Annotated in this window: 11 protein-coding genes and 1 tRNA gene; 8 read left to right on the top strand and 4 right to left on the bottom strand. The window is 66.1% G+C overall.

Features of this window, described 5'->3' with window-relative positions; all coding sequences use genetic code 11:
• A complete protein-coding gene (locus SP5_RS13970) occupies positions 1–699 on the top strand; it encodes a RibD family protein (protein WP_042489862.1) in 699 nt (232 codons plus the stop codon).
• Positions 700–867: 168 nt separating this feature from the next.
• A complete protein-coding gene (locus SP5_RS13965; RefSeq protein WP_042489860.1) occupies positions 868–1,995 on the top strand; it encodes a calcium:cation antiporter in 1,128 nt (375 codons plus the stop codon).
• A gap of 159 nt (positions 1,996–2,154) precedes the next feature.
• Here the strand turns inward: SP5_RS13965 and SP5_RS13960 are convergent, their stop codons facing one another.
• The gene (locus tag SP5_RS13960) at positions 2,155–3,909 is read right to left on the bottom strand and encodes a M1 family metallopeptidase (RefSeq protein ID WP_245613502.1); all 1,755 of its coding nucleotides are present in this window, start codon (positions 3,907–3,909) and stop codon (positions 2,155–2,157) included.
• Between the two features lie 136 nt (positions 3,910–4,045).
• On the opposite strand from SP5_RS13960, the gene lon reads away from it, so the two are divergent.
• The 3 genes from lon (at position 4,046) to SP5_RS13945 (ending at position 7,105) form a co-directional block, all read left to right on the top strand.
• Entirely contained in the window at positions 4,046–6,472 is a 2,427-nt protein-coding gene (gene lon, locus SP5_RS13955; protein WP_042489858.1) for an endopeptidase La, read from the top strand.
• A gap of 225 nt (positions 6,473–6,697) precedes the next feature.
• Positions 6,698–6,970, top strand: a complete 273-nt coding sequence (locus SP5_RS13950) for an HU family DNA-binding protein (RefSeq protein ID WP_042489856.1) — start codon at positions 6,698–6,700, stop codon at positions 6,968–6,970.
• Between the two features lie 60 nt (positions 6,971–7,030).
• Positions 7,031–7,105 (top strand) — tRNA-Val (locus SP5_RS13945).
• A gap of 635 nt (positions 7,106–7,740) precedes the next feature.
• Here SP5_RS13945 and SP5_RS13940 read toward each other — a convergent pair.
• Both SP5_RS13940 and SP5_RS13935 read right to left on the bottom strand, forming a co-directional pair.
• On the bottom strand, positions 7,741–10,911 hold the full coding sequence (locus SP5_RS13940) for an efflux RND transporter permease subunit (RefSeq protein ID WP_042489854.1): 3,171 nt from the start codon (positions 10,909–10,911) through the stop codon (positions 7,741–7,743).
• On the bottom strand, positions 10,908–12,164 hold the full coding sequence (locus SP5_RS13935; protein WP_042489852.1) for a TolC family protein: 1,257 nt from the start codon (positions 12,162–12,164) through the stop codon (positions 10,908–10,910). Before SP5_RS13935 ends, SP5_RS13940 begins: the two co-directional genes overlap by 4 nt.
• A 189-nt stretch (positions 12,165–12,353) precedes the next feature.
• Between SP5_RS13935 and SP5_RS13930 the strand changes: the two genes are divergently transcribed.
• The 3 genes from SP5_RS13930 (at position 12,354) to SP5_RS13920 (ending at position 15,146) form a co-directional block, all read left to right on the top strand.
• The gene (locus tag SP5_RS13930) at positions 12,354–13,031 is read left to right on the top strand and encodes a response regulator transcription factor (RefSeq protein ID WP_042489849.1); all 678 of its coding nucleotides are present in this window, start codon (positions 12,354–12,356) and stop codon (positions 13,029–13,031) included.
• Complete coding sequence (locus SP5_RS13925; RefSeq protein ID WP_042489847.1) at positions 13,009–14,370, top strand: sensor histidine kinase; 1,362 nt, start codon at positions 13,009–13,011, stop codon at positions 14,368–14,370. The genes SP5_RS13930 and SP5_RS13925 overlap by 23 nt, the downstream gene beginning before the upstream one ends.
• A 113-nt stretch (positions 14,371–14,483) precedes the next feature.
• Positions 14,484–15,146 (top strand): Dps family protein, encoded by a 663-nt coding sequence (locus SP5_RS13920; protein WP_042489845.1) that lies wholly within the window; start codon positions 14,484–14,486, stop codon positions 15,144–15,146.
• A 590-nt stretch (positions 15,147–15,736) separates the two neighbouring features.
• Here the strand turns inward: SP5_RS13920 and SP5_RS13910 are convergent.
• A complete protein-coding gene (locus SP5_RS13910; RefSeq protein WP_042489841.1) occupies positions 15,737–17,917 on the bottom strand; it encodes a catalase in 2,181 nt (726 codons plus the stop codon).
• Positions 17,918–18,006: the final 89 nt, after the last annotated feature.

Raw genomic sequence — 18,006 nt, 5'->3', positions numbered from 1 at the left:
ATGAAACCCCATATGATCTGCCACATGATTTGCAGCCTGGACGGGCGTATCCTGCAAAGCCGTTGGCGGCCCGAGAGCTATAAGCCCGGCGATCTGTTCGAGGATCTGCACGACCGGATCGGCGGGGACGCCTGGATCGTCGGGCGTGTGACCGGGCAGGGATTCGCCAAGGGCGATCGCTATCCCGAAACGGAAGAAACCTTCCCGCGCGAAAACTGGTTCGCGCGTCGTGAGGCCGACGCATTCGGCGTGGTGCTGGACGAGCAGGGCAAGATCGTCTGGGGCCGGGGCGATATCGGCGGCGATCCGATCGTCGTCGTCCTGGCCGAGGCGGTGTCGGACTCGCATCTTGCCGGTCTTCGGAGCGATGGCGTGTCCTATATCTTTGCCGGACCGGACGCGATCGACCTGCGCGTCGTACCCGAAATCCTGAATCGCGAGCTGGGCGTCGAGACGCTACTGGTCGAAGGCGGCGGCACGGCCAATGGCGAATTGCTGCGCGCCGGATTGATCGATGAGATCAGCATGGCGCTCTGCCCCGCTATCGACGGTGCAGCGGGCGCGCCCAGCCTGTTTCATTCGGGCGAGGAGAATGCGGATAGGGCTGCGCCCCTGACCGGGCTGACCCTGACGCATCACGAGGTGCTGGCGGGTGGCGAGCTTTGGCTCCGGTATCGGGTGGAGAACGAGGCGGGCTAAGCCACCTTTGTCCTCACCCCTCCCGCCATCGCCAGCGGGGGAGGGGGACGGATGGTTATTCCCCGATCGCAACGAATTTGGGCGCTTCGGGAGCCAACAGGGCGTTTGGCGCATTGGCATGACAGGGATGTCATCATTCCATGTCATGACAAGGAAGCCAGACCAGCCATGAGCGACACCGACGCCATCGTGACCGCCGGACAGAAGCGCGCACTGCTTCAGCGCCTGTTGATGCCGTGGTGGACCCTGGTGTTCCCGATCCTGGGGCTGCTCGCCATCGCGGTATCGCTCTACGGGATGGGCACGGCCGGAGTCGTGGCGGCGGCGATCATCCTGTTCGGCTGCGTATTGTCGGCGGTGCATCAGGCGGAGGTCGTCGCCCACCGGGTCGGCGAACCCTTCGGCACATTGGTCCTGGCGGTTGCGGTCACGGTGATCGAGGTGTCGCTGATCGTCAGCCTGATGCTGTCCGACGCGGGCGACGCCTCGAGTCTCGCGCGCGACACGGTGTTCGCGGCGATCATGATCATCCTGAACGGTATCGTCGGGCTGTGCCTGCTGGCCGGGGGATTCCAGCATGGCGAACAGCGCTTTTCACTGCGGGGTGCGAGTTCGTCGCTCAATGTGCTGACCGCGATGGTGGTGCTGTCGCTGGTACTGCCCAATTACGTCTCGTCCGCACCGGGGCCGACCTATGCGACGTCGCAGCTGATCTTCGTCGCGATCGTCAGCGTCATCCTCTACGGCACGTTCGTCATGGTGCAGACGGTGCGCCACCGCGACTATTTCCTGCCCGCCGACGAGGATATGCCCGCCGACGCCCATGCCGAGCCGCCGAGCAATGCGGCGGCCTGGGCGGCGCTGGGGATGCTGCTGGTCGCGCTGGTCGGCGTCGTGCTGCTGGCCAAGGGGCTTTCGGGGATCGTCGAGGCGGCGATCCTGGGGGCGGGGTTGCCGCTCGCGATCGTTGGCGTGGTGATCGCCGCGCTGGTCCTCGCGCCGGAGAGCCTGGCGGCGTACCGCGCGGCCAAGCGTAACCGGCTCCAGACCAGCCTCAACCTCGCACTCGGCTCGGCGCTGGCGACCATCGGGCTGACCATTCCGGCGGTGGCGATCGTGTCGCTGATGCTCGGCCTGCCGCTGGCGCTGGGGATCGGGGCCAAGCAGATGATCCTGCTGGTCCTGTCGCTGTTCACCATCACGCTGACGCTGGGCAATGGCCGGACGACGGTGCTGGGCGGCGCGGTCCATCTGGTGATCTTCGCCGCGTACCTGTTCGTGACGGTGGTGCCGTAAGACCTCGCTCCGTTCGGCAGATACCGGTTACCCGAACCCCACCCTCCGTTCAGCCTGAGGGAAGTCGAAGGCCACGAGATGAACGCCGCCAAGACCAGTGGTCTGGGCATGCACTTCGACTTCGCTCAGTGCGAACGGAGGTAGGGAATGGGATGACCGTTAATTGGGCTTCTTCTTCGCCATCTGATCCGCCTTCCACGCCCGGAACTGCTCGATCGCCACCGAGCGCTTCAGCACCTTCGCCCAGGGGTCGATGACCACATGCGCATCGGCCGGAACGGTCAGCGTGCCGGTGCCGTCCGTCATCGGCAGCGTCTCCACCTTGTCGCCGACCTGCACCTCGACCGGCAGCGGGAAGGGGCCGCCGCCCGGCACCTTCCATGTCAGGGTCAGCTGGTCGCCGACCCGCGTCTCGACGATCTCGGGCAGCGCCGCCTGGCGCAGATAGACGTTGAAGAACCAGCCATAATCCTTGCCCGTGACCTGTCGGACGAACCCCTCATATTCTTTCGTCGAGCCATAACGGGGCGCGAAATTGCCCGGCTTCGGATCGGTACGGCCATAGACCGCCAGCCGCGTCACGTCCCAGAACGCCTTGTCTCCGATCAGATTGCGCAGGGTGTGGAGCATCCACGAGCCCTTCATATAGATGTCCAGACCGGGGCCGCCCTTGGCCTCTTCATAGACATCCTGCTCGGTCATGCTGCGGTCGTGGACGATGGGGGCCTTGTTGGCGATCTGCCCGCGTTGCGCGTCCATCATCACCGCGTAGCGGGCCTCGCCCTCGCGCCAGCGGCCGTAAGAGGGCTGCATGTAGCTGCCATAGCCTTCGTGCAGCCAGAAATCGTCCCAGTCGACATTGGTCAGCTGGTTGCCGAACCATTCATGGCTGAACTCATGCTGGAACAGCCAGTCGAACCCTTCCGGTGCCTTGGCGTACTCATTGCCGTACGCGTTGATCGTCTGGTGCTCCATGCCCTTGTGCGGGGTTTCGACCACGCCCAGCTTCTCGTCGCCGAAGGGGAAGGGACCGACCGTCGATTCGAAGAAGTCCAGCGTCGGCGCGAACTCGGCGAACAGGCCTTCCGCCTTTTCCTTTTCGCCGGGCAGATACCAGTAGAACATCGGGATCGTGTTGCCGAAGCGGCTCTTATACTTGCCCTCGACCACCTCATAGGGGCCGACGTTCAGCGCGATGGCATAGGTGTTGGGATGCTTGGTCCGCCAGTTCCAGCGGGTGCGCCCGTCAGGCAGTGTATCGACACCCAGCAGCACGCCGTTGGACGGCGCCTTCAACCCCTTGGGGACCGTGATGTGCAGCGTCACCACCCCCGGCTCGCCCATCGGATAGTCGAGGCACGGCCAGAACAGGTCGCAGCCATAGCCTTGCGTCGTGGTCGCGAACCAGGGACGGCCGTCCGGCGTCCTGGCCCAGACGACGCCGGTATCCCAGGGCGCACGCACCGCGACATGCGGCGTGCCGCCATAGGTGATCTTCGCGCTCACCTTTTGCCCGGCCTTGAGCGGGCGGGGCAGGGTGACGACCAGCTGCCCTTGCGGATTGCTCCACCGTGCGGGCGACAGCGGCTTGCCGTCGATCGCGATCGCCTTGACCGGCAGGTTCTTGTCGAGATCGATCACCAGCCGTGCCAGCGGCGCCGTTGCGGTAAAGTCCAGCACCGCGATGCCGTTCAACTCCCGTGTATCGGGCAGCACCTCGAACGACAGGTCGGCGCGGTCGAAGCGGACGGCGCGCTGTTCGGGCGGACGCACACCGCCGGAGATCATGGTCTGCGCCGTCAGCGGCGGCTCACCCTTGCCCGGAAGCGCCTTGGCCGTTTGGGCAATGGCCGGGGCGGCGCAGAGAAACGAAGAGGCGAGCAGCGCGAGTGCGGCGTTCCGTATACGATCCATGGCCCATGGTTTCGCCCAAGCGCTGCGGCTTGGCAAGCCGTGCCGCAGCGTCTTGTCGCAGCGGGAATTGATGGATCGGCAACCCTCCCCATATATAGAGGCGAAGAGGCCCCGGTCGGGGCCGACCGGAGTTTGCATGAACCAGACCTATCCCGTCCTCCCGCTGCGTGACATCGTCGTCTTCCCGCACATGATCGTGCCCCTGTTCGTCGGCCGCGACAAATCGGTCGCGGCACTGGAAGCGGCGATGGCGGCGGACAAGGAAATCTTCCTGGTCGCCCAGCTCGATCCCGCCGAGGACGATCCCTCGCGCGAGGACCTGTACGAGATCGGCGTGACCGCCAGCGTCCTGCAACTGCTCAAGCTGCCCGACGGCACCGTCCGCGTGCTGGTCGAGGGCAAGACGCGCGGCCGCCTGGTCGAACTGGACGAGTCAGGTCCCCACCTGACATCCACCATCGACACGACCGTGGTCGAGGCGGACGAAACCGCGCTCGAAGAGCAGGAGCATGACGTCAAGGCGCAGGTCGCGGCGCTGATGCGCTCGGTGGTCGACCAGTTCGAGAATTACGCGAAGCTCAACCGCAAGCTGCCCGCCGAGACCGCGGTGCAGCTGGCCGAGATCGAGGACGCCTCGCAGCTGGCCGATGCGGTTGCCGCCAACATCTCGGTCAAGGTGGCAGACAAGCAGGCGCTTTTGGTGGAAACCGATCCGGCCAAGCGGCTGGAGATGGCCTATGCCCTGATGGAAGGCGAACTCGGCGTCCTGCAGGTCGAGAAGAAGATCAAGAGCCGCGTCAAGCGCCAGATGGAGAAGACGCAGCGCGAATATTATCTCAACGAGCAGCTCAAGGCGATCCAGCGCGAGCTGGGCAATGAGAGCGAGGACGGCGACGGCGACGAGATCGCCGAGCTGACCCAGAAGATCGCGACGCTCAAGCTGTCCAAGGAAGCGCGCACCAAGGCGACCGCCGAGCTGAAGAAGCTGAAGACCATGGCGCCGATGAGCGCCGAGGCGACGGTCGTGCGCAACTATCTCGACGTGCTGCTGGGCCTGCCCTGGGGCAAGAAGTCCAAGGTCAAGAAGGACATCGCCGCCGCTCAGGCGATCCTGGATCAGGATCATTATGCGCTGGAAAAGGTGAAGGACCGGATCGTCGAGTATCTGGGCGTTCAGGCGCGCACCAACAAGCTGAAGGGGCCGATCCTGTGCCTCGTCGGCCCGCCGGGCGTCGGCAAGACCTCGCTGGGCCAGTCGATCGCCAAGGCGTGCGGGCGCGAGTTCATTCGCCAGTCGCTGGGCGGCGTGCGCGACGAGGCCGAGATTCGTGGCCATCGTCGTACCTATATCGGCTCGCTGCCGGGCAAGATCGTGACCAACCTGAAAAAGGCCGGCACGTCCAATCCGCTGTTCCTGCTCGATGAGATCGACAAGCTGGGTCAGGATTTCCGGGGTGACCCTGCCTCGGCGCTGCTGGAGGTGCTCGACCCCGAGCAGAACGCCAAGTTCAACGATCACTATCTGGAGATCGATATCGACCTCTCGGACGTGATGTTCGTGTGTACCGCAAACACGCTGAACCTGCCGCAGCCGCTGCTCGACCGCATGGAGATCATCCGTCTGGAGGGTTATACCGAGGACGAGAAAGTCGAGATCGCCGAGCGTCATCTGGTCGCCAAGCAGGTCGAGACGCATGGCCTGAAGGACGGCGAGTTCACGCTGACCCAGGAAGGCCTGCGCGCCCTGATCCAGCGCTACACCCGCGAGGCGGGCGTCCGCACGCTGGAGCGTGAGATCGCCCGTCTGGCGCGCAAGGCGCTGCGCCAGATCCTGGAGGGCAAGGCGACGTCGGTGACGATCACGCCGGAAAACCTGCACGAGTTTGCGGGCGTCCAGAAATATCGCCACGGCCTGTCCGAGCAGGAGGATCAGATCGGCGCGGTCACGGGTCTGGCATGGACCGAAGTGGGCGGCGAACTGCTGACCATCGAATCCGTGACGGTGCCGGGCAAGGGGCAGGTGAAGACCACCGGCAAGCTGGGCGATGTGATGAAGGAATCGGTGCAGGCTGCCTTCAGCTTCGTTCAGGCGCGCAGCCCGAGCTTCGGAATCAAGCCGTCGCTGTTCCACCGCAAGGATATCCATATCCACCTGCCCGAGGGCGCGGTGCCCAAGGATGGTCCGTCGGCGGGCATCGGCCTCGTCACCTCGATCGTGTCGACGCTGACCGGCATCGCGGTGCGCAAGGATGTGGCGATGACCGGCGAGGTCACGCTGCGCGGCCGCGTGCTGCCGATCGGCGGCCTGAAGGAAAAGCTGCTGGCGGCGCTGCGTGGCGGCATCACCACCGTGCTCATCCCGCAGGAGAATGAGAAGGATCTGGCGGACATCCCCGCCAACATCCTGAACGGGCTGAAGATCGTGCCGGTCGCGCATGTCGATGAGGTGCTTCGCCTGGCGCTGGTCGAGCCGCTGGAGGCGATCGACTGGACCGATGCGGACGAGCTGGCGGCGCTGCCGCCCGCTGCGATCCCGGCGGTGGGCGGCGAACGCCACCACTGATCGTCGCAAGGGCAGGGCCGCCGGTCGAAGGATCGGCGGCCTTTTTCAAACGATGTCATGATGATGACATGTGCTTCTGTTTGCGCCATGCTTCGCTTTGGGTAAGGATGGGGGATAAGGGCGGGGTTTGACAGCACCGCCTGCCGCGTCATTATCGTTGCTTTAATATTTGGGCGGCACCGAGTCCCGTGTCGTTTTCTCGATGAAATCATAGGGGGTTATGGAATGAACAAGCAGGAGCTGATCGCTACCGTCGCCGACTCCTCGGGCCTGGCCCGCGGCGATGCGGTCAAGGCGGTCGATGCCGTGTTTGAGTCGATCACCGCGGCCCTGAAGAAGGGCGATGAAGTCCGCCTCGTCGGCTTCGGGACTTTCTCGGTTTCCAAGCGCAAGGCCTCGACCGGCCGCAACCCGCGCACCGGCGAGCCGATGACCATCAAGGCCTCGTCGCAGCCCAAGTTCAAGCCGGGCAAGCTGTTGAAGGACTCGGTCAACTAATCCGAAATTTTGGGCTGGACAGGCGGCGGATCGCCGCCTAAAGGCCCGTCTCCCGGTTACGGGCGCGTAGCTCAGCGGTAGAGCACACCCTTCACACGGGTGGGGTCACAGGTTCAATCCCTGTCGCGCCCACCATTCTTTCCTGGGACCCGAACGTCCGGAAGGAATGGTGATCAGCCTGATCGGCCAGCCCTGTTCCTCCTTCTGGCGGCCATTGGGCAATATGATGCCGAATGCCTGACAATCCGACCTTTCCTTGGCAGCCTTGCCCTATGCTTGCGGCCAAGGGAAGTTGCTGGCCGACGCGATAGGCCATAACGGGCGCGGCCCAGTGGTTGATGCCTGGTAATTGCTGCCCAGGGCCGTGGTGCCCTCACCCGTTTGTGCGACAGGTCCGGCAGGTGGAGCGTCATGCCGAACAGGAAGCGCAACGCCGACGCGCTCCATCGCCGCAAACATCTCGCGCGAACCGACGTCCATGTCGCGCAGAATGGCAGGGCTTGCGCGCAGCGAGATCGGATCGGTCATCTCTTTTGGTGCGCCGTCCACCAGGCTTGCGACGCCGCCTGGACGGACGCTCGAAACGGAGCGCGGCATGGTGCCTTTGCCCCCGACACGGCCTGCATGGGCAGCGACGGCCCCATGACCGGGGCGTGGTTCGCAGCCCGTATCGCTCCGACGCTCAAACCCGGCGAAGTCGTGATCCTCGACAACCTGCCCGCCTACAGGAGCGCCGCCGCCCGCCAGGCGGTCGAGGCCAGTGCGCCGGCTCAGGCGGGAACCGCTTCACGCCATACAGGGCGGCGGCGACGTTCGACCCACGCATAGAGGCTGGGCAGCAGCACCAGCGTCAGGATCGTCGAGGTGATGATTCCGCCGATCACCACGGTGGCCAGCGGCCGTTGCACCTCCGCACCCTGGCCGGTGGCGATCGCCATGGGGATAAAGCCGACCGACGCCACCAGCGCAGTCGAAAGGACGGGGCGCAGCCGGTCGTGCGCGCCGCGCCGCACGGCGTCCTCGGCTGGCAGGGGGTCGCCCTCGCGCCCGTCGCGAAGCGCGTTGATATGGTCGATCAGTACCAGCCCGTTGAGCATCGCGATGCCCGACAGCGCGATGAAGCCGATCGCCGCGGTGATCGAAAAGGGCATGCCGCGCAACCATAGCGCCAGCACGCCGCCGGTCATCGCGAACGGGATGCCGGTATAGACGATCGCGGCCTCCCGCACGCTGCCCAGCGCGGCATAGACGAGTGCGAAGATCAGGATCAGCGCGGCGGGCACGACGATCGACAGGCGTTTCTGCGCGGCCTCCAGCTGGTGATATTGCCCGCCGAATGCGATGCGATAGCCCGGCGGCAGCTTGACCTGTCCATCGATCGCGGCCTGGGCGCGCTGGACATAGCCCGCCAGGTCGCTGGTCGACAGATTGACCATCAGCGCGGCGCGGCGATTGGTGTCGTCGTGCAGGATCGGCTCGACGATGCGCGTTTCCTTCAGCCGGGCGACGCGGGACAGCGGCACCATGCCGTATTCGCCGACGCGCAAGGGCAGGGCCAGGATCGCCGCCGGATCGGCGCGCAGCGAATCGGGCATACGGATCACGATGGCGTGGCGTGCGGGGCCGTGCGGGATGAAGCCGACCTCTGCCCCGGCCAGCGCATCCCGGATCGCGTCGTTGACAGCCTGTGCGCCGAGGTTGAGGCGGATCAGCGCGGCGCGGTCCAGCTCGACCACGATGCTCTTGGGCCGCCCCGCCGTCTCGAACTCGACACCCTCGGTGCCGGGCAGCTTTTCGAGGATCGCCTTGGCCTGTCCGGCGGCACGTTCCAGCACGTCGTAATCGTCGCCGTAGATCTTGACCGAGACGTCGGCGCGCACGCCCTCCAGCATCTCGTTGAAGCGCATTTCGATGGGCTGGGCGAACGCGAAATTCTGGCCCTTATAGACCTGATGCGCGACCTTCTCGATCCCGGCGATCAGTTCCTGTTTGGTGCGTGGGCGCCCTTCGCCGGTCGGCCAGTCCTTGATCGGCTTGTAGAAGATATAGAGGTCATTCTCGTTGGGCGGCATCGGGTCGGTCGCAACCTCGCTGGTGCCGATGCGCGAGAAGGTATGGCTGACCTGGGGATAGGCGCGGCGGATGGCGCGCTCGGTCGCCTGCTCGATCGCGAGGCTTTGTTCCAGCGACATGCCGACCGGGCGATAGACCATGGCGGTGATCGCCCCCTCGTCCAGCTGCGGCGTGAATTGCGAGCCCAGCGTCTTGAAGGCGAGGAATGCCGCCACCAGCAGCATCAGCGCCCCGATGACGAGGAGCGCCGGGTGACGCAGCGAGCGTTCCAGCACCGGGGTATAGACCCGCGCGGCCACCGCGACGAAGCCCTTGGGTGCATCCTCGCCATGCGGGCGGCCGGGTGTGCGCAACGCCCAGGCCGAGAGCATCGGTACGATGGTGAAGGTCCAGAGCAGCCCCGCGACGATCGCCAGAATCACCGCCTGCGCCATGGGCTGGAACAGCTTGCCCTCGACCCCGCCCAGGCTGAGCACGGGGACATAGACCAGGGCGATGATCGCGATCCCGAAAAAGGTCGGCCGCGCGACCATGCGGGCGGCATGGGCCACCGTGTCGCGTCGCTCGTCCGGGGTCAGCTCCTCGCCCTTTTCGGCGCGGCGCAGGGCCAGCAGGCGCAGGCTGTTCTCGACCACCACGATCGCGCCATCGACGATCAACCCGAAGTCGAGTGCGCCCAGGCTCATCAGATTGCCCGACAGCCCGATGGCGTGCATCCCGCTGACCGTCACGAGGAATGCGAGTGGGATGACCAGCGCCACGATCAGCGCGGCGCGCCAGTTGCCCATCACGAACAGCAGGACGATCGCGACCAGCAGCGCGCCTTCGCCCAGATTGCGCTCGACCGTGTGGATCGTCTGATCGACCAGATCGGCGCGCCTATATTGCCGGTCGATCACCATGCCCTTGGGCAGCGCGGCCGAGATGTCGGGCAGCGCACCCTGTACGCGCAGTGCGGTCTCGCGGCTGTTCTGCCCCACCAGCATCATGACCGTGCCCAGCACCGTCTCGCGGCCATTCTGGGTCGCGGCACCCTGACGCGGGGCGGCACCCGTGACGACCTTGGCGAGATCGCGCACCTGCAGCGGCAGGACGCCGCCGGCGAACTTGACCGGGATGGCGGCGATCTGCTCAGCGGTCATCACGCGGGCATCGGTGCGCACGGTGAAGCGTTCCGCCCCGCGCCGGATGATGCCGCCGCCCGCATTCTCGACATTCCGGGCGACCGCCGCGGCCAGCTCGCCCGCGGTGACGCCGTGCAACGTCAGCCGGACCGGATCGGGCTCGACGACATATTGCTCCTCCAGCCCGCCATTGGAATTGACGTCGGCGACCCCCGCCACGGCGCGTAGCATCGGCCGCACGGTATATTCCTGCGCCTCGTACAGCGCCATCAGCTGGGCTTGCGGGTTCAGCCCCGGCGGCGGCTTTTGCCATTCTAGCGTATAGTAGAAGATCTCGCCCAGCCCGGTGGTGATCGGCGCCAGCTGCGGCGTGCTGCCCGCGGGCAACTGGTCACGCACCGCCGCCAGCCGCTCGGTGACGAGCTGGCGCGCCTTCAGCTGGTCGGTGCCGTCCTTGTAGAGAAGCGTCACCTGGCTCAGCCCGGTCTTGGTCAGTGAGCGCGTCTGGTCCAGCCCCGGCTGGCCGCCCATGGCGCGTTCGATGGGCAGGGTCACCAGCCGCTCGATCTCCTCGGGCGCCAGCGCCGGGACCGTGGTGTTGATCTGCACCTGAACCCCGGTGATGTCGGGGATGGCGTCGATCTGGAGACTGGCGAAGGACCACAGCCCGATCGCCGCGATCAGTGCGGCGACCAGCGCGACGCCCAGCCGGTGGCGGGTGACGAGATCGAGCCAGCGCTTCATCGGGCGAGCGCCGCCCCGCCGTTGAGCGCGCGCAGCTGGAGCAGCGCCTCCAGCGCCTCGCGCCGCGTGTCGAGCACGGCGTTCACCGCCTCGACATAGGATTGCTGGATCTGGGTATAGGTGGTCAGCGGGATCGCGCCGAGGCGATAGTTGCGGTCGGCATCGGCGGCGGCCTGCGCGAAACGCTGCGGCGAGTTGGCATCCCATTTGGCCAGCACCTCGCGCTTGGCCTCATATTGCGCGGCCTGGTCGAACACGTCGCGCGCGATCCGGCGCTCGGCGTTGATCAGGGTCGCATTGGCCTGGGCCTGCTTGCCCTGCTCGACCGCGACATCGCCCGCCTGGCGGTTCCACAGCGGGATGGAGGTGGACATGCGGACGCCGTAATTCGTCTCGCGAATGTCCGAGCGGGCGCGGTCATAATAGGGGCCGACGCTGACCGTCGGGATACGCGCCTTGCGGGCGAGGTCGACGCGAAGCCCCTGCTGGGCGAATTGCGCGCGAAGCGCCTTCAGCTCGAAATTATTTTCGCCCGCCCGGTCGGCCAGCAGCTGGCCCGAGGGGAGGGCGGGCAGCGCCATGTCGGGCCGCACGATGCGGATGCGCGCGGCAAAGGGCGCGCCGCGCAGCTGGTTGAGTTCGTAGAGGATCGAATTGGCCTCGGCATCGGCCGTCGCCGCCGTCCGCTCGGCGCTGATCGCGCTGGCCTGGAGCGAGGCGGCTTCCAGCTGCGGCGAGGGTCCGGCCGGATCGCGTGCCACGATCACACGGGCCAGCGTCCGCATCCGCCCGGCGACCTCGCGCGCGGCGGCCGCCTTCTCGTCCGCCGCGAACAGGCCGTAGCCGAGCGAACGGGCGCGCGCGGCCAGCGTTGCGTCGAATTGCTGCAACCCGATCCGCGCCAGCCCGACCTGCCCGTCGGCGATCGCGCGGCGCAGCGCGATGCGCCCGCCGAACTCGATCGGCTGCACGACCGACACGGCATAGGTCAGCCCCTCGCCGGTGACCGCGCCGCTGGTCCGGTCCTGCGCGCGCCGCTGGCCGAACTCGACCACCGCTTCGGGGTCGGCCCAGCGGCCCGCCGCCTCGCGCTCGACGCCCGCCGTCTCGATCTGGCGCTGGTAGAATTGGCGCTCGGGATTGCCCGCGATGACGTTCTGGACCAGCGCGTCCAGCGTCATCGCCTGCTGCTGCGCCGTTGCGGGCGCGGCCACAACCATCGCCGCCAGTCCTGCCAAAGCCGTGATCCGCATGTCATCCTCTGCGCGGTATTCGATGATGCAGCGCTAGACGCGTTTCCCGCAAGCCGTCGACTAAATAGCGATTTAGACATGAGCGATACCGGTGCTCCCGATCATCGATGGCTCTTTGCTTGTAATGACTATCAATACTAAATCGTAATTTCATTGACGCCGCCGCGCCTCTGTTGCGATCACGCCGCCATGACGCGAATATTGGTGATCGAGGATGATGCAGGAACTGCGGCGGAGATCCGGCTGGAGCTGGTCGCCGCCGGGCATGAGGTTTGCCATGTCGGCAGTCTCGCCTCGGCCGCCAGCCTCGTCGAGGAATTGGATTTCGACCTGTTGATCCTCGACCGGCAATTGCCCGATGGCGAGGGGCTGGATCTGCTGTCCGATCTGCGGGGGCGGGGGCGGCGCACACCCGCCTTGGTGCTGAGCGCGCTCGGCAGCCTGGACGACCGGGTGCGCGGCCTGCGCGCGGGGGGCGACGATTATCTGCCCAAGCCGTTCGCGCTGGTCGAACTGATCGCGCGGGTCGAGGCGCTGCTGCGCCGCCCCAACGACACGCGCGAGACGCGGCTGATCGCGGGGCCGGTCGACCTCGACCTGCTGGCGGGCAGCGCCACCCGCGCCGGACGCGACCTGGAACTGTTGCCGCGCGAGTTGAAGCTGCTCGATTATATGGTGCGTCGACCGGGGCGGATCATCACCCGCTCGATGCTGCTCCAGGATGTCTGGGGTTATAGTTTCGAGCCCAATACCAATGTCGTCGACGTCCATATGGGCCGCCTGCGCCGCAAGGTGGACGGCGAGGGTGAGGCGCAGCTGATCCGCAATGTGCGGGGGCAGGGCTATGTCTTCGATCTTCCCCACTGATCCGCGCGCGCGGGCGACCTGGCGCTGGGGCAGCGCGCTGGCGGCGATGCTCGTCCTGCAATCGCTGGCGCTGGCGGCGGTGTTCTGGGTGCTGGTCGACGACAATCACCGGCGCGAGATCGAGCATCAGCTGAGCGACGACTGCACCTTCTTCCGCCTGACCCCAACGGAGGAGCGGCCCGAGGAACTGCGCGAGAAGCTGGACCGCGACCTGCACCGCGACCTGTTCCTGGCGCTGTTTGATGCGAACGGACGGCGGATCGCGGGCAATGTCGCGCGCCTGCCGCCCGGCCCGCCGCCCGCCGCCCCGTTCGTCGCCTCGATCGCGCCGACCGAACTGCCCGGCAAGCATAGTGACGAGGCGCGGGTCCAGCTATGCCCGATGGGCGACGGCACCCTCCTGCTGGTCGGCGTCGATCTGGACGATACGGAGGCTTCGATGCGGCTGGTCGGCCAGTCGCTGCTGGTCGGGCTGGTGCCGGGCATCCTGATGGCGCTGGTCTTCGGGCTGATCGCCGGGCGGCGCGCGGCGCGGCAGGTCGACGCGGTCCGCCGCCTGACCGAGCGCATCCTGTCAGGCGATCTGTCGCAGCGTCTTCCCGTGCCGCGCGATCCCGACAGCTTCGGGCTGTTGTGCGCCGACATCAACCTGATGCTCGACCGGCTGCAACTGCTGGTCGCCGACATGCGAGGGATCGGCGACGATATCGCGCACCAGCTTCGCACGCCCCTGACGCGGCTGCGCGCACGGGTAGAGCGGGGGATGCGCGACGATATCGACCGCGCCGCCTTTGCCGCGACCGCCGAGGCGACGCTGGCCGATGTCGACAAGCTGCTGGGCATCATCGCCGCGCTGCTGCGTATCCGCGAACTGGAGGATCATGCCCGCCGCAGCCGCTTCGCGCCCGTCGATCTGGCCCGGCTGGTCGAGGATGCCTGCGACCTGCACCACCCGACCGCGGAGGATCGCGGCATCACCCTGTCCTATGCCATCGAACCGGTGCCGCCGGTCGATGGCGATGCCAGCCTTTTGATCGAGGCGGTGTCCAACCTGATCGACAATGCGATGAAGTTCGGGCCGGTCGGCGGCGCGGTGCGCGTCACCCTGGGGATGCAGGGGCGCGACATCGTGCTGAGGGTCGCCGATGACGGTATCGGCGTGCCCCCGGCCGAGCGCGCGCTGGTGCTGCAACGCTTTTATCGCGGCCGCGCCGATCAGCCGGGGGTGGGGCTGGGCCTGCCGCTGGTCAAGGCGATCGCCGATCTCCACGGCTTCGGCCTTGCCTTTGCGGCGCCGGGCAGTGCGGTGTCGATCATCTGCCCCGGCGCGGGAAAATAAACATAAATTTATAGAACCCTCTTCCGAGGGTCGCGTTCACCGTCCGCCGACTGACGGCCTGAGCCGAACTCTATTTCCCCCGGCTGAGTCCCTTTATCGAAGGAACAGGAACGATGCGTTACGCTTCGCTCGCGCTGGTCGCGTGCCTCTTTGCCGCGCCCGCTTTCGCCCAGACCAACGACATCCAGACGGGCAACGGATTTCCGCAGAACAGCCTGTCCAGCCAGCCGCATGGCGGCCCGCAGGGCGAGGCGCAGCGTGCCTCGATCATGGCGCTCCAGCAGACGCTGATCGAACTCCAGCAGCTTCAGCTCCAGACGAAGCAGGCGCATTGGAACGTGTCGGGCACGCTGTTCTACCCTCTGCACGAGCTGTTGCAGGACCATCATGACGGTGTCGCCAAATATGCCGACGAGGTGGCCGAGCGGCTGCTTGCCATCGGGGCGTCGGCCGACGGCCGCGCCAACACCATCGTCCGCACCAGCCGCGTCCCCGAGATGCCGGGCGGCTTCATCGACGATGCGCAGGTGATCGGCTGGTTCGCGGCCAACTACCGCGTGGTCAGCGACGAGATCGGCCAGGGCATCAAGGCCAGCGAGGACGGCGATCCCACGACCTCCAACCTGTTGCAGGAGGTCCAGCACGCCATCGACAAATATCAGTGGCAGATGCGCGCCATGGTCCAGCCGACACCGACCGACGCCAATAACGCTGCGGACCTGAACGGCGGCCGCCCGGTGCAGCCGATGGCCCGCACCGCGCCCGCACCGCGCTGATGGGCCAAGGGCTGCTCCCTAAGCGCCTGTTCCGTGTCGGGGCGAGCCCTTTCCCGGCGGGAAGGGTTCGTCGCGACACGCCTCCATGATGTCGCCGCCATGGACCATGCGGTTGCCGACAGCGAAAGCGGGCGGCGAGTATCTCGCCCCCCGCCCGTTGGTGGCGTCAGACCCGCTCCACCATCAATGCAATGCCGATGCACATGAAGGCGATGCCGCCCCGCCGCGACCATCTGGCGCACCGCCGGGTGCCAATCGGCGAAGGCCGCCACCGCGAAGACGTTGACGTGACCGCCATCGCGCCATGCACCGCTTCCCCGAACGCTATGGCTGAATCCATAAGTTCGATGCCTCCTAAGCGGTCTGGCCCGGCAATGCCGGTGGCGACCGAAGCCAAAGCGAATAGCCCCAATCTGTTGCCGCTCAAGTGCCCGCCTGGCTCCGACAACCAACCGACCATCGTTCCAGGGGCGAAGTTCATGAAGGACGGCGGCCAATTGCCGAGGGATCCATCGCTTATCGTCATTGTAGGAAGGGGGATGCCATGATGAACGGGAAGGCCATGTCGTGCCTTCCCGTTCCCCTGATCGTTACTGCGAGGTCTGAAGCGACGCTGCATCAAGGTCCACATCCAGCTCTCGCGACCAGATCCGGAGCGCACGGCACTGACTGACGAAAGTCTTGGCATCTTTGGCTTTGGCCAAGGCGACGAAACCCTCGTCCCGTTCCATCATTCCGGCGGCGTTGAACAGGGCATTGGCGGCGTCGTTGTGGCCGATGAACTTGCAATGGGCGAAGGCATCGGTGACGAAGTCCTTGGCTGTGGCATCCCTGGTAAGCATGGCCACGCCCGTCTCGGATGGCAGGACCGCGACGGCATCGTAGAGCACCGAGGGGCCGCCATCGATCTTCTGCTTGGCGGCGACTTGCGTGCCGTCGTCGAGCGTCACCCCACGGATCTTGGGAGCGACGACTTCCCAAAGCGCGCCCTCCGCCTCGAGCGCCTTCGTCAGTGCGGCGAACAGATCGGCGCTGCTGCCGTCCGTCAGCAGGATGCCCATCTTGCGCCCCTTGAAGTCCTTGGGGCCGTTGGACAGGATGCTCAGCTTGGCCGAGGGCGGCAGGTCGAGCGTGGGCTTGGCTGCCTGGGCGGGCTCGGGCAGGTCGAGGCCGAGCCCGTCGGCGACCGTCGCGGCCAGCCCTTCGTCGATCAGGCGCAGATGCGAGACGGCGCGCGCGCGGATGTCGACCCGCTCGACCTTCGACAGCTCGAACACCAGCGCATCGCCGATATGCTTCTGCTCGATGGGCTGCTGGCTGATGAAGAACTGCCGTGCCTGGCTGTAATGGTCGGCGAAGGTTTCGGCGCGGATACGCTGCTTGATGCCCTGCACCTCCGCGGGGAAGCTGCGATAGCCGATGGTCGGGTTCTCGCGCGGACCGCCATCGGGACCCCAGCTGTTCGGTTCGTAATTGGCGCGCCCCTTGGGGTTGCGCATCGCCATATGGCCGTCCTGCTGGAAATTCATCACCGGACAGCGCGGCGCGTTGACCGGGATATGGGTGAAATTGGGTCCGCCCAGCCGTTTCAACTGCGTATCCAGATAGGAAAAGTTGCGGCCGTGCAGCAGCGGGTCGTCGGAAAAGTCGATGCCGGGGACGACATTCTGGGTGCAGAAGGCGACCTGTTCGGTGTTGGCGAAGAAATTGTCGACATTGCGGTTCAGGGTCAGCGTGCCGACGATACGGACGGGCACCTGTTCCTCGGGGATCAGCTTGGTCGCATCGAGATGGTCGAAGGGCAGGCTGTCGGCGGTTTCCTGGTCGAACAGCTGGACGCCCAGGTCCCATTGCGGAAAATCGCCGCCCTCGATCGCGGTCCACAGCTCGCGGCGGTGGAAATCGGGATCGGCGCCGTTGATCTTGACCGCCTCGTTCCACAACACCGATTGCAGGCCCTGGCGCGGTTTCCAGTGGAATTTGACGAAGGTCGACTTGCCCTCGGCATTGACCAGGCGGAAGCTGTGAACGCCGAATCCCTCCATGGTGCGGAAGGAGCGCGGAATGGTCCGGTCCGACATCTGCCACATGACCATATGCCATGCCTCCGGGCTTAAACTGGCGAAATCCCAGTAATTGTCATGCGCGGACTGGGCCTGGGGGAAAGCGCGGTCGGGTTCCTGCTTCACGGCATGGACCAGGTCGGGGAATTTGATCGCGTCCTGGATGAAGAACACCGGGATGTTGTTGCCGACAATGTCCCAATTGCCCTGTGTGGTATAGAATTTGACCGCGAAGCCACGCACGTCGCGCGCCAGGTCCATCGACCCCTTGTTGCCCGCGACCGTCGAGAAGCGGACGAACACCTCGGTCTGTTGGCCGACCGTGCTCAGCACATCGGCCTGGGTGTAGTCCGCCAGGCTGTCGGTCAGCTCGAACACGCCGTGCGCGCCATAGCCGCGGGCATGGACCACCCGCTCGGGGATGCGCTCATGGTCGAAGTGGAATATCTTCTCGCGCAGGATGAAGTCTTCGAGCAGGGTCGGGCCGCGCTCGCCGACGCGCAGGCTGTTCTGGTTGTCCGCGACGGGAACACCCTGTTGGGTGGTCAGCGTCTGGGCCGTGTCGTCGGTGCTCTGGTGCGTCTCTCCCCCATGACCCCGGGACTCGGCATAATGGGTGGGCGTGTCCGATGCGGCAGGAAGGGCGGGGGCCTTGTCGGGTGTCTCGCCCTTTGTCGCGCCCGCGCGCGACTTGATCTTGTTGGCCATGATGATGCCTTTGCGTCCGTGAGGAATGTCAGCGTCTCAACGCATGGAAAGCACAATCGCCCTGCCGTTAAATGGTTGATATTGATCAA

Origin of the sequence: Sphingomonas parapaucimobilis NBRC 15100 (assembly GCF_000787715.1) — a bacterium.
Taxonomy (GTDB): domain Bacteria; phylum Pseudomonadota; class Alphaproteobacteria; order Sphingomonadales; family Sphingomonadaceae; genus Sphingomonas; species Sphingomonas parapaucimobilis.
This window is presented reverse-complemented; position numbering and strand designations above follow the sequence as displayed.

Bases quoted from the DNA above. Each gene is read 5' to 3' on its own strand.
- SP5_RS13970 (WP_042489862.1), top strand. From the start codon at position 1: ATGAAACCCCATATGATCTGCCACATGATTTGCAGCCTGGACGGGCGT.
- SP5_RS13965 (WP_042489860.1), top strand. From the start codon at position 868: ATGAGCGACACCGACGCCATCGTGACCGCCGGACAGAAGCGCGCACTG.
- SP5_RS13960 (WP_245613502.1), bottom strand. From the start codon at position 3,909: ATGGATCGTATACGGAACGCCGCACTCGCGCTGCTCGCCTCTTCGTTT.
- lon (WP_042489858.1), top strand. From the start codon at position 4,046: ATGAACCAGACCTATCCCGTCCTCCCGCTGCGTGACATCGTCGTCTTC.
- SP5_RS13950 (WP_042489856.1), top strand. From the start codon at position 6,698: ATGAACAAGCAGGAGCTGATCGCTACCGTCGCCGACTCCTCGGGCCTG.
- SP5_RS13940 (WP_042489854.1), bottom strand. From the start codon at position 10,911: ATGAAGCGCTGGCTCGATCTCGTCACCCGCCACCGGCTGGGCGTCGCG.
- SP5_RS13935 (WP_042489852.1), bottom strand. From the start codon at position 12,164: ATGCGGATCACGGCTTTGGCAGGACTGGCGGCGATGGTTGTGGCCGCG.
- SP5_RS13930 (WP_042489849.1), top strand. From the start codon at position 12,354: ATGACGCGAATATTGGTGATCGAGGATGATGCAGGAACTGCGGCGGAG.
- SP5_RS13925 (WP_042489847.1), top strand. From the start codon at position 13,009: ATGTCTTCGATCTTCCCCACTGATCCGCGCGCGCGGGCGACCTGGCGC.
- SP5_RS13920 (WP_042489845.1), top strand. From the start codon at position 14,484: ATGCGTTACGCTTCGCTCGCGCTGGTCGCGTGCCTCTTTGCCGCGCCC.
- SP5_RS13910 (WP_042489841.1), bottom strand. From the start codon at position 17,917: ATGGCCAACAAGATCAAGTCGCGCGCGGGCGCGACAAAGGGCGAGACA.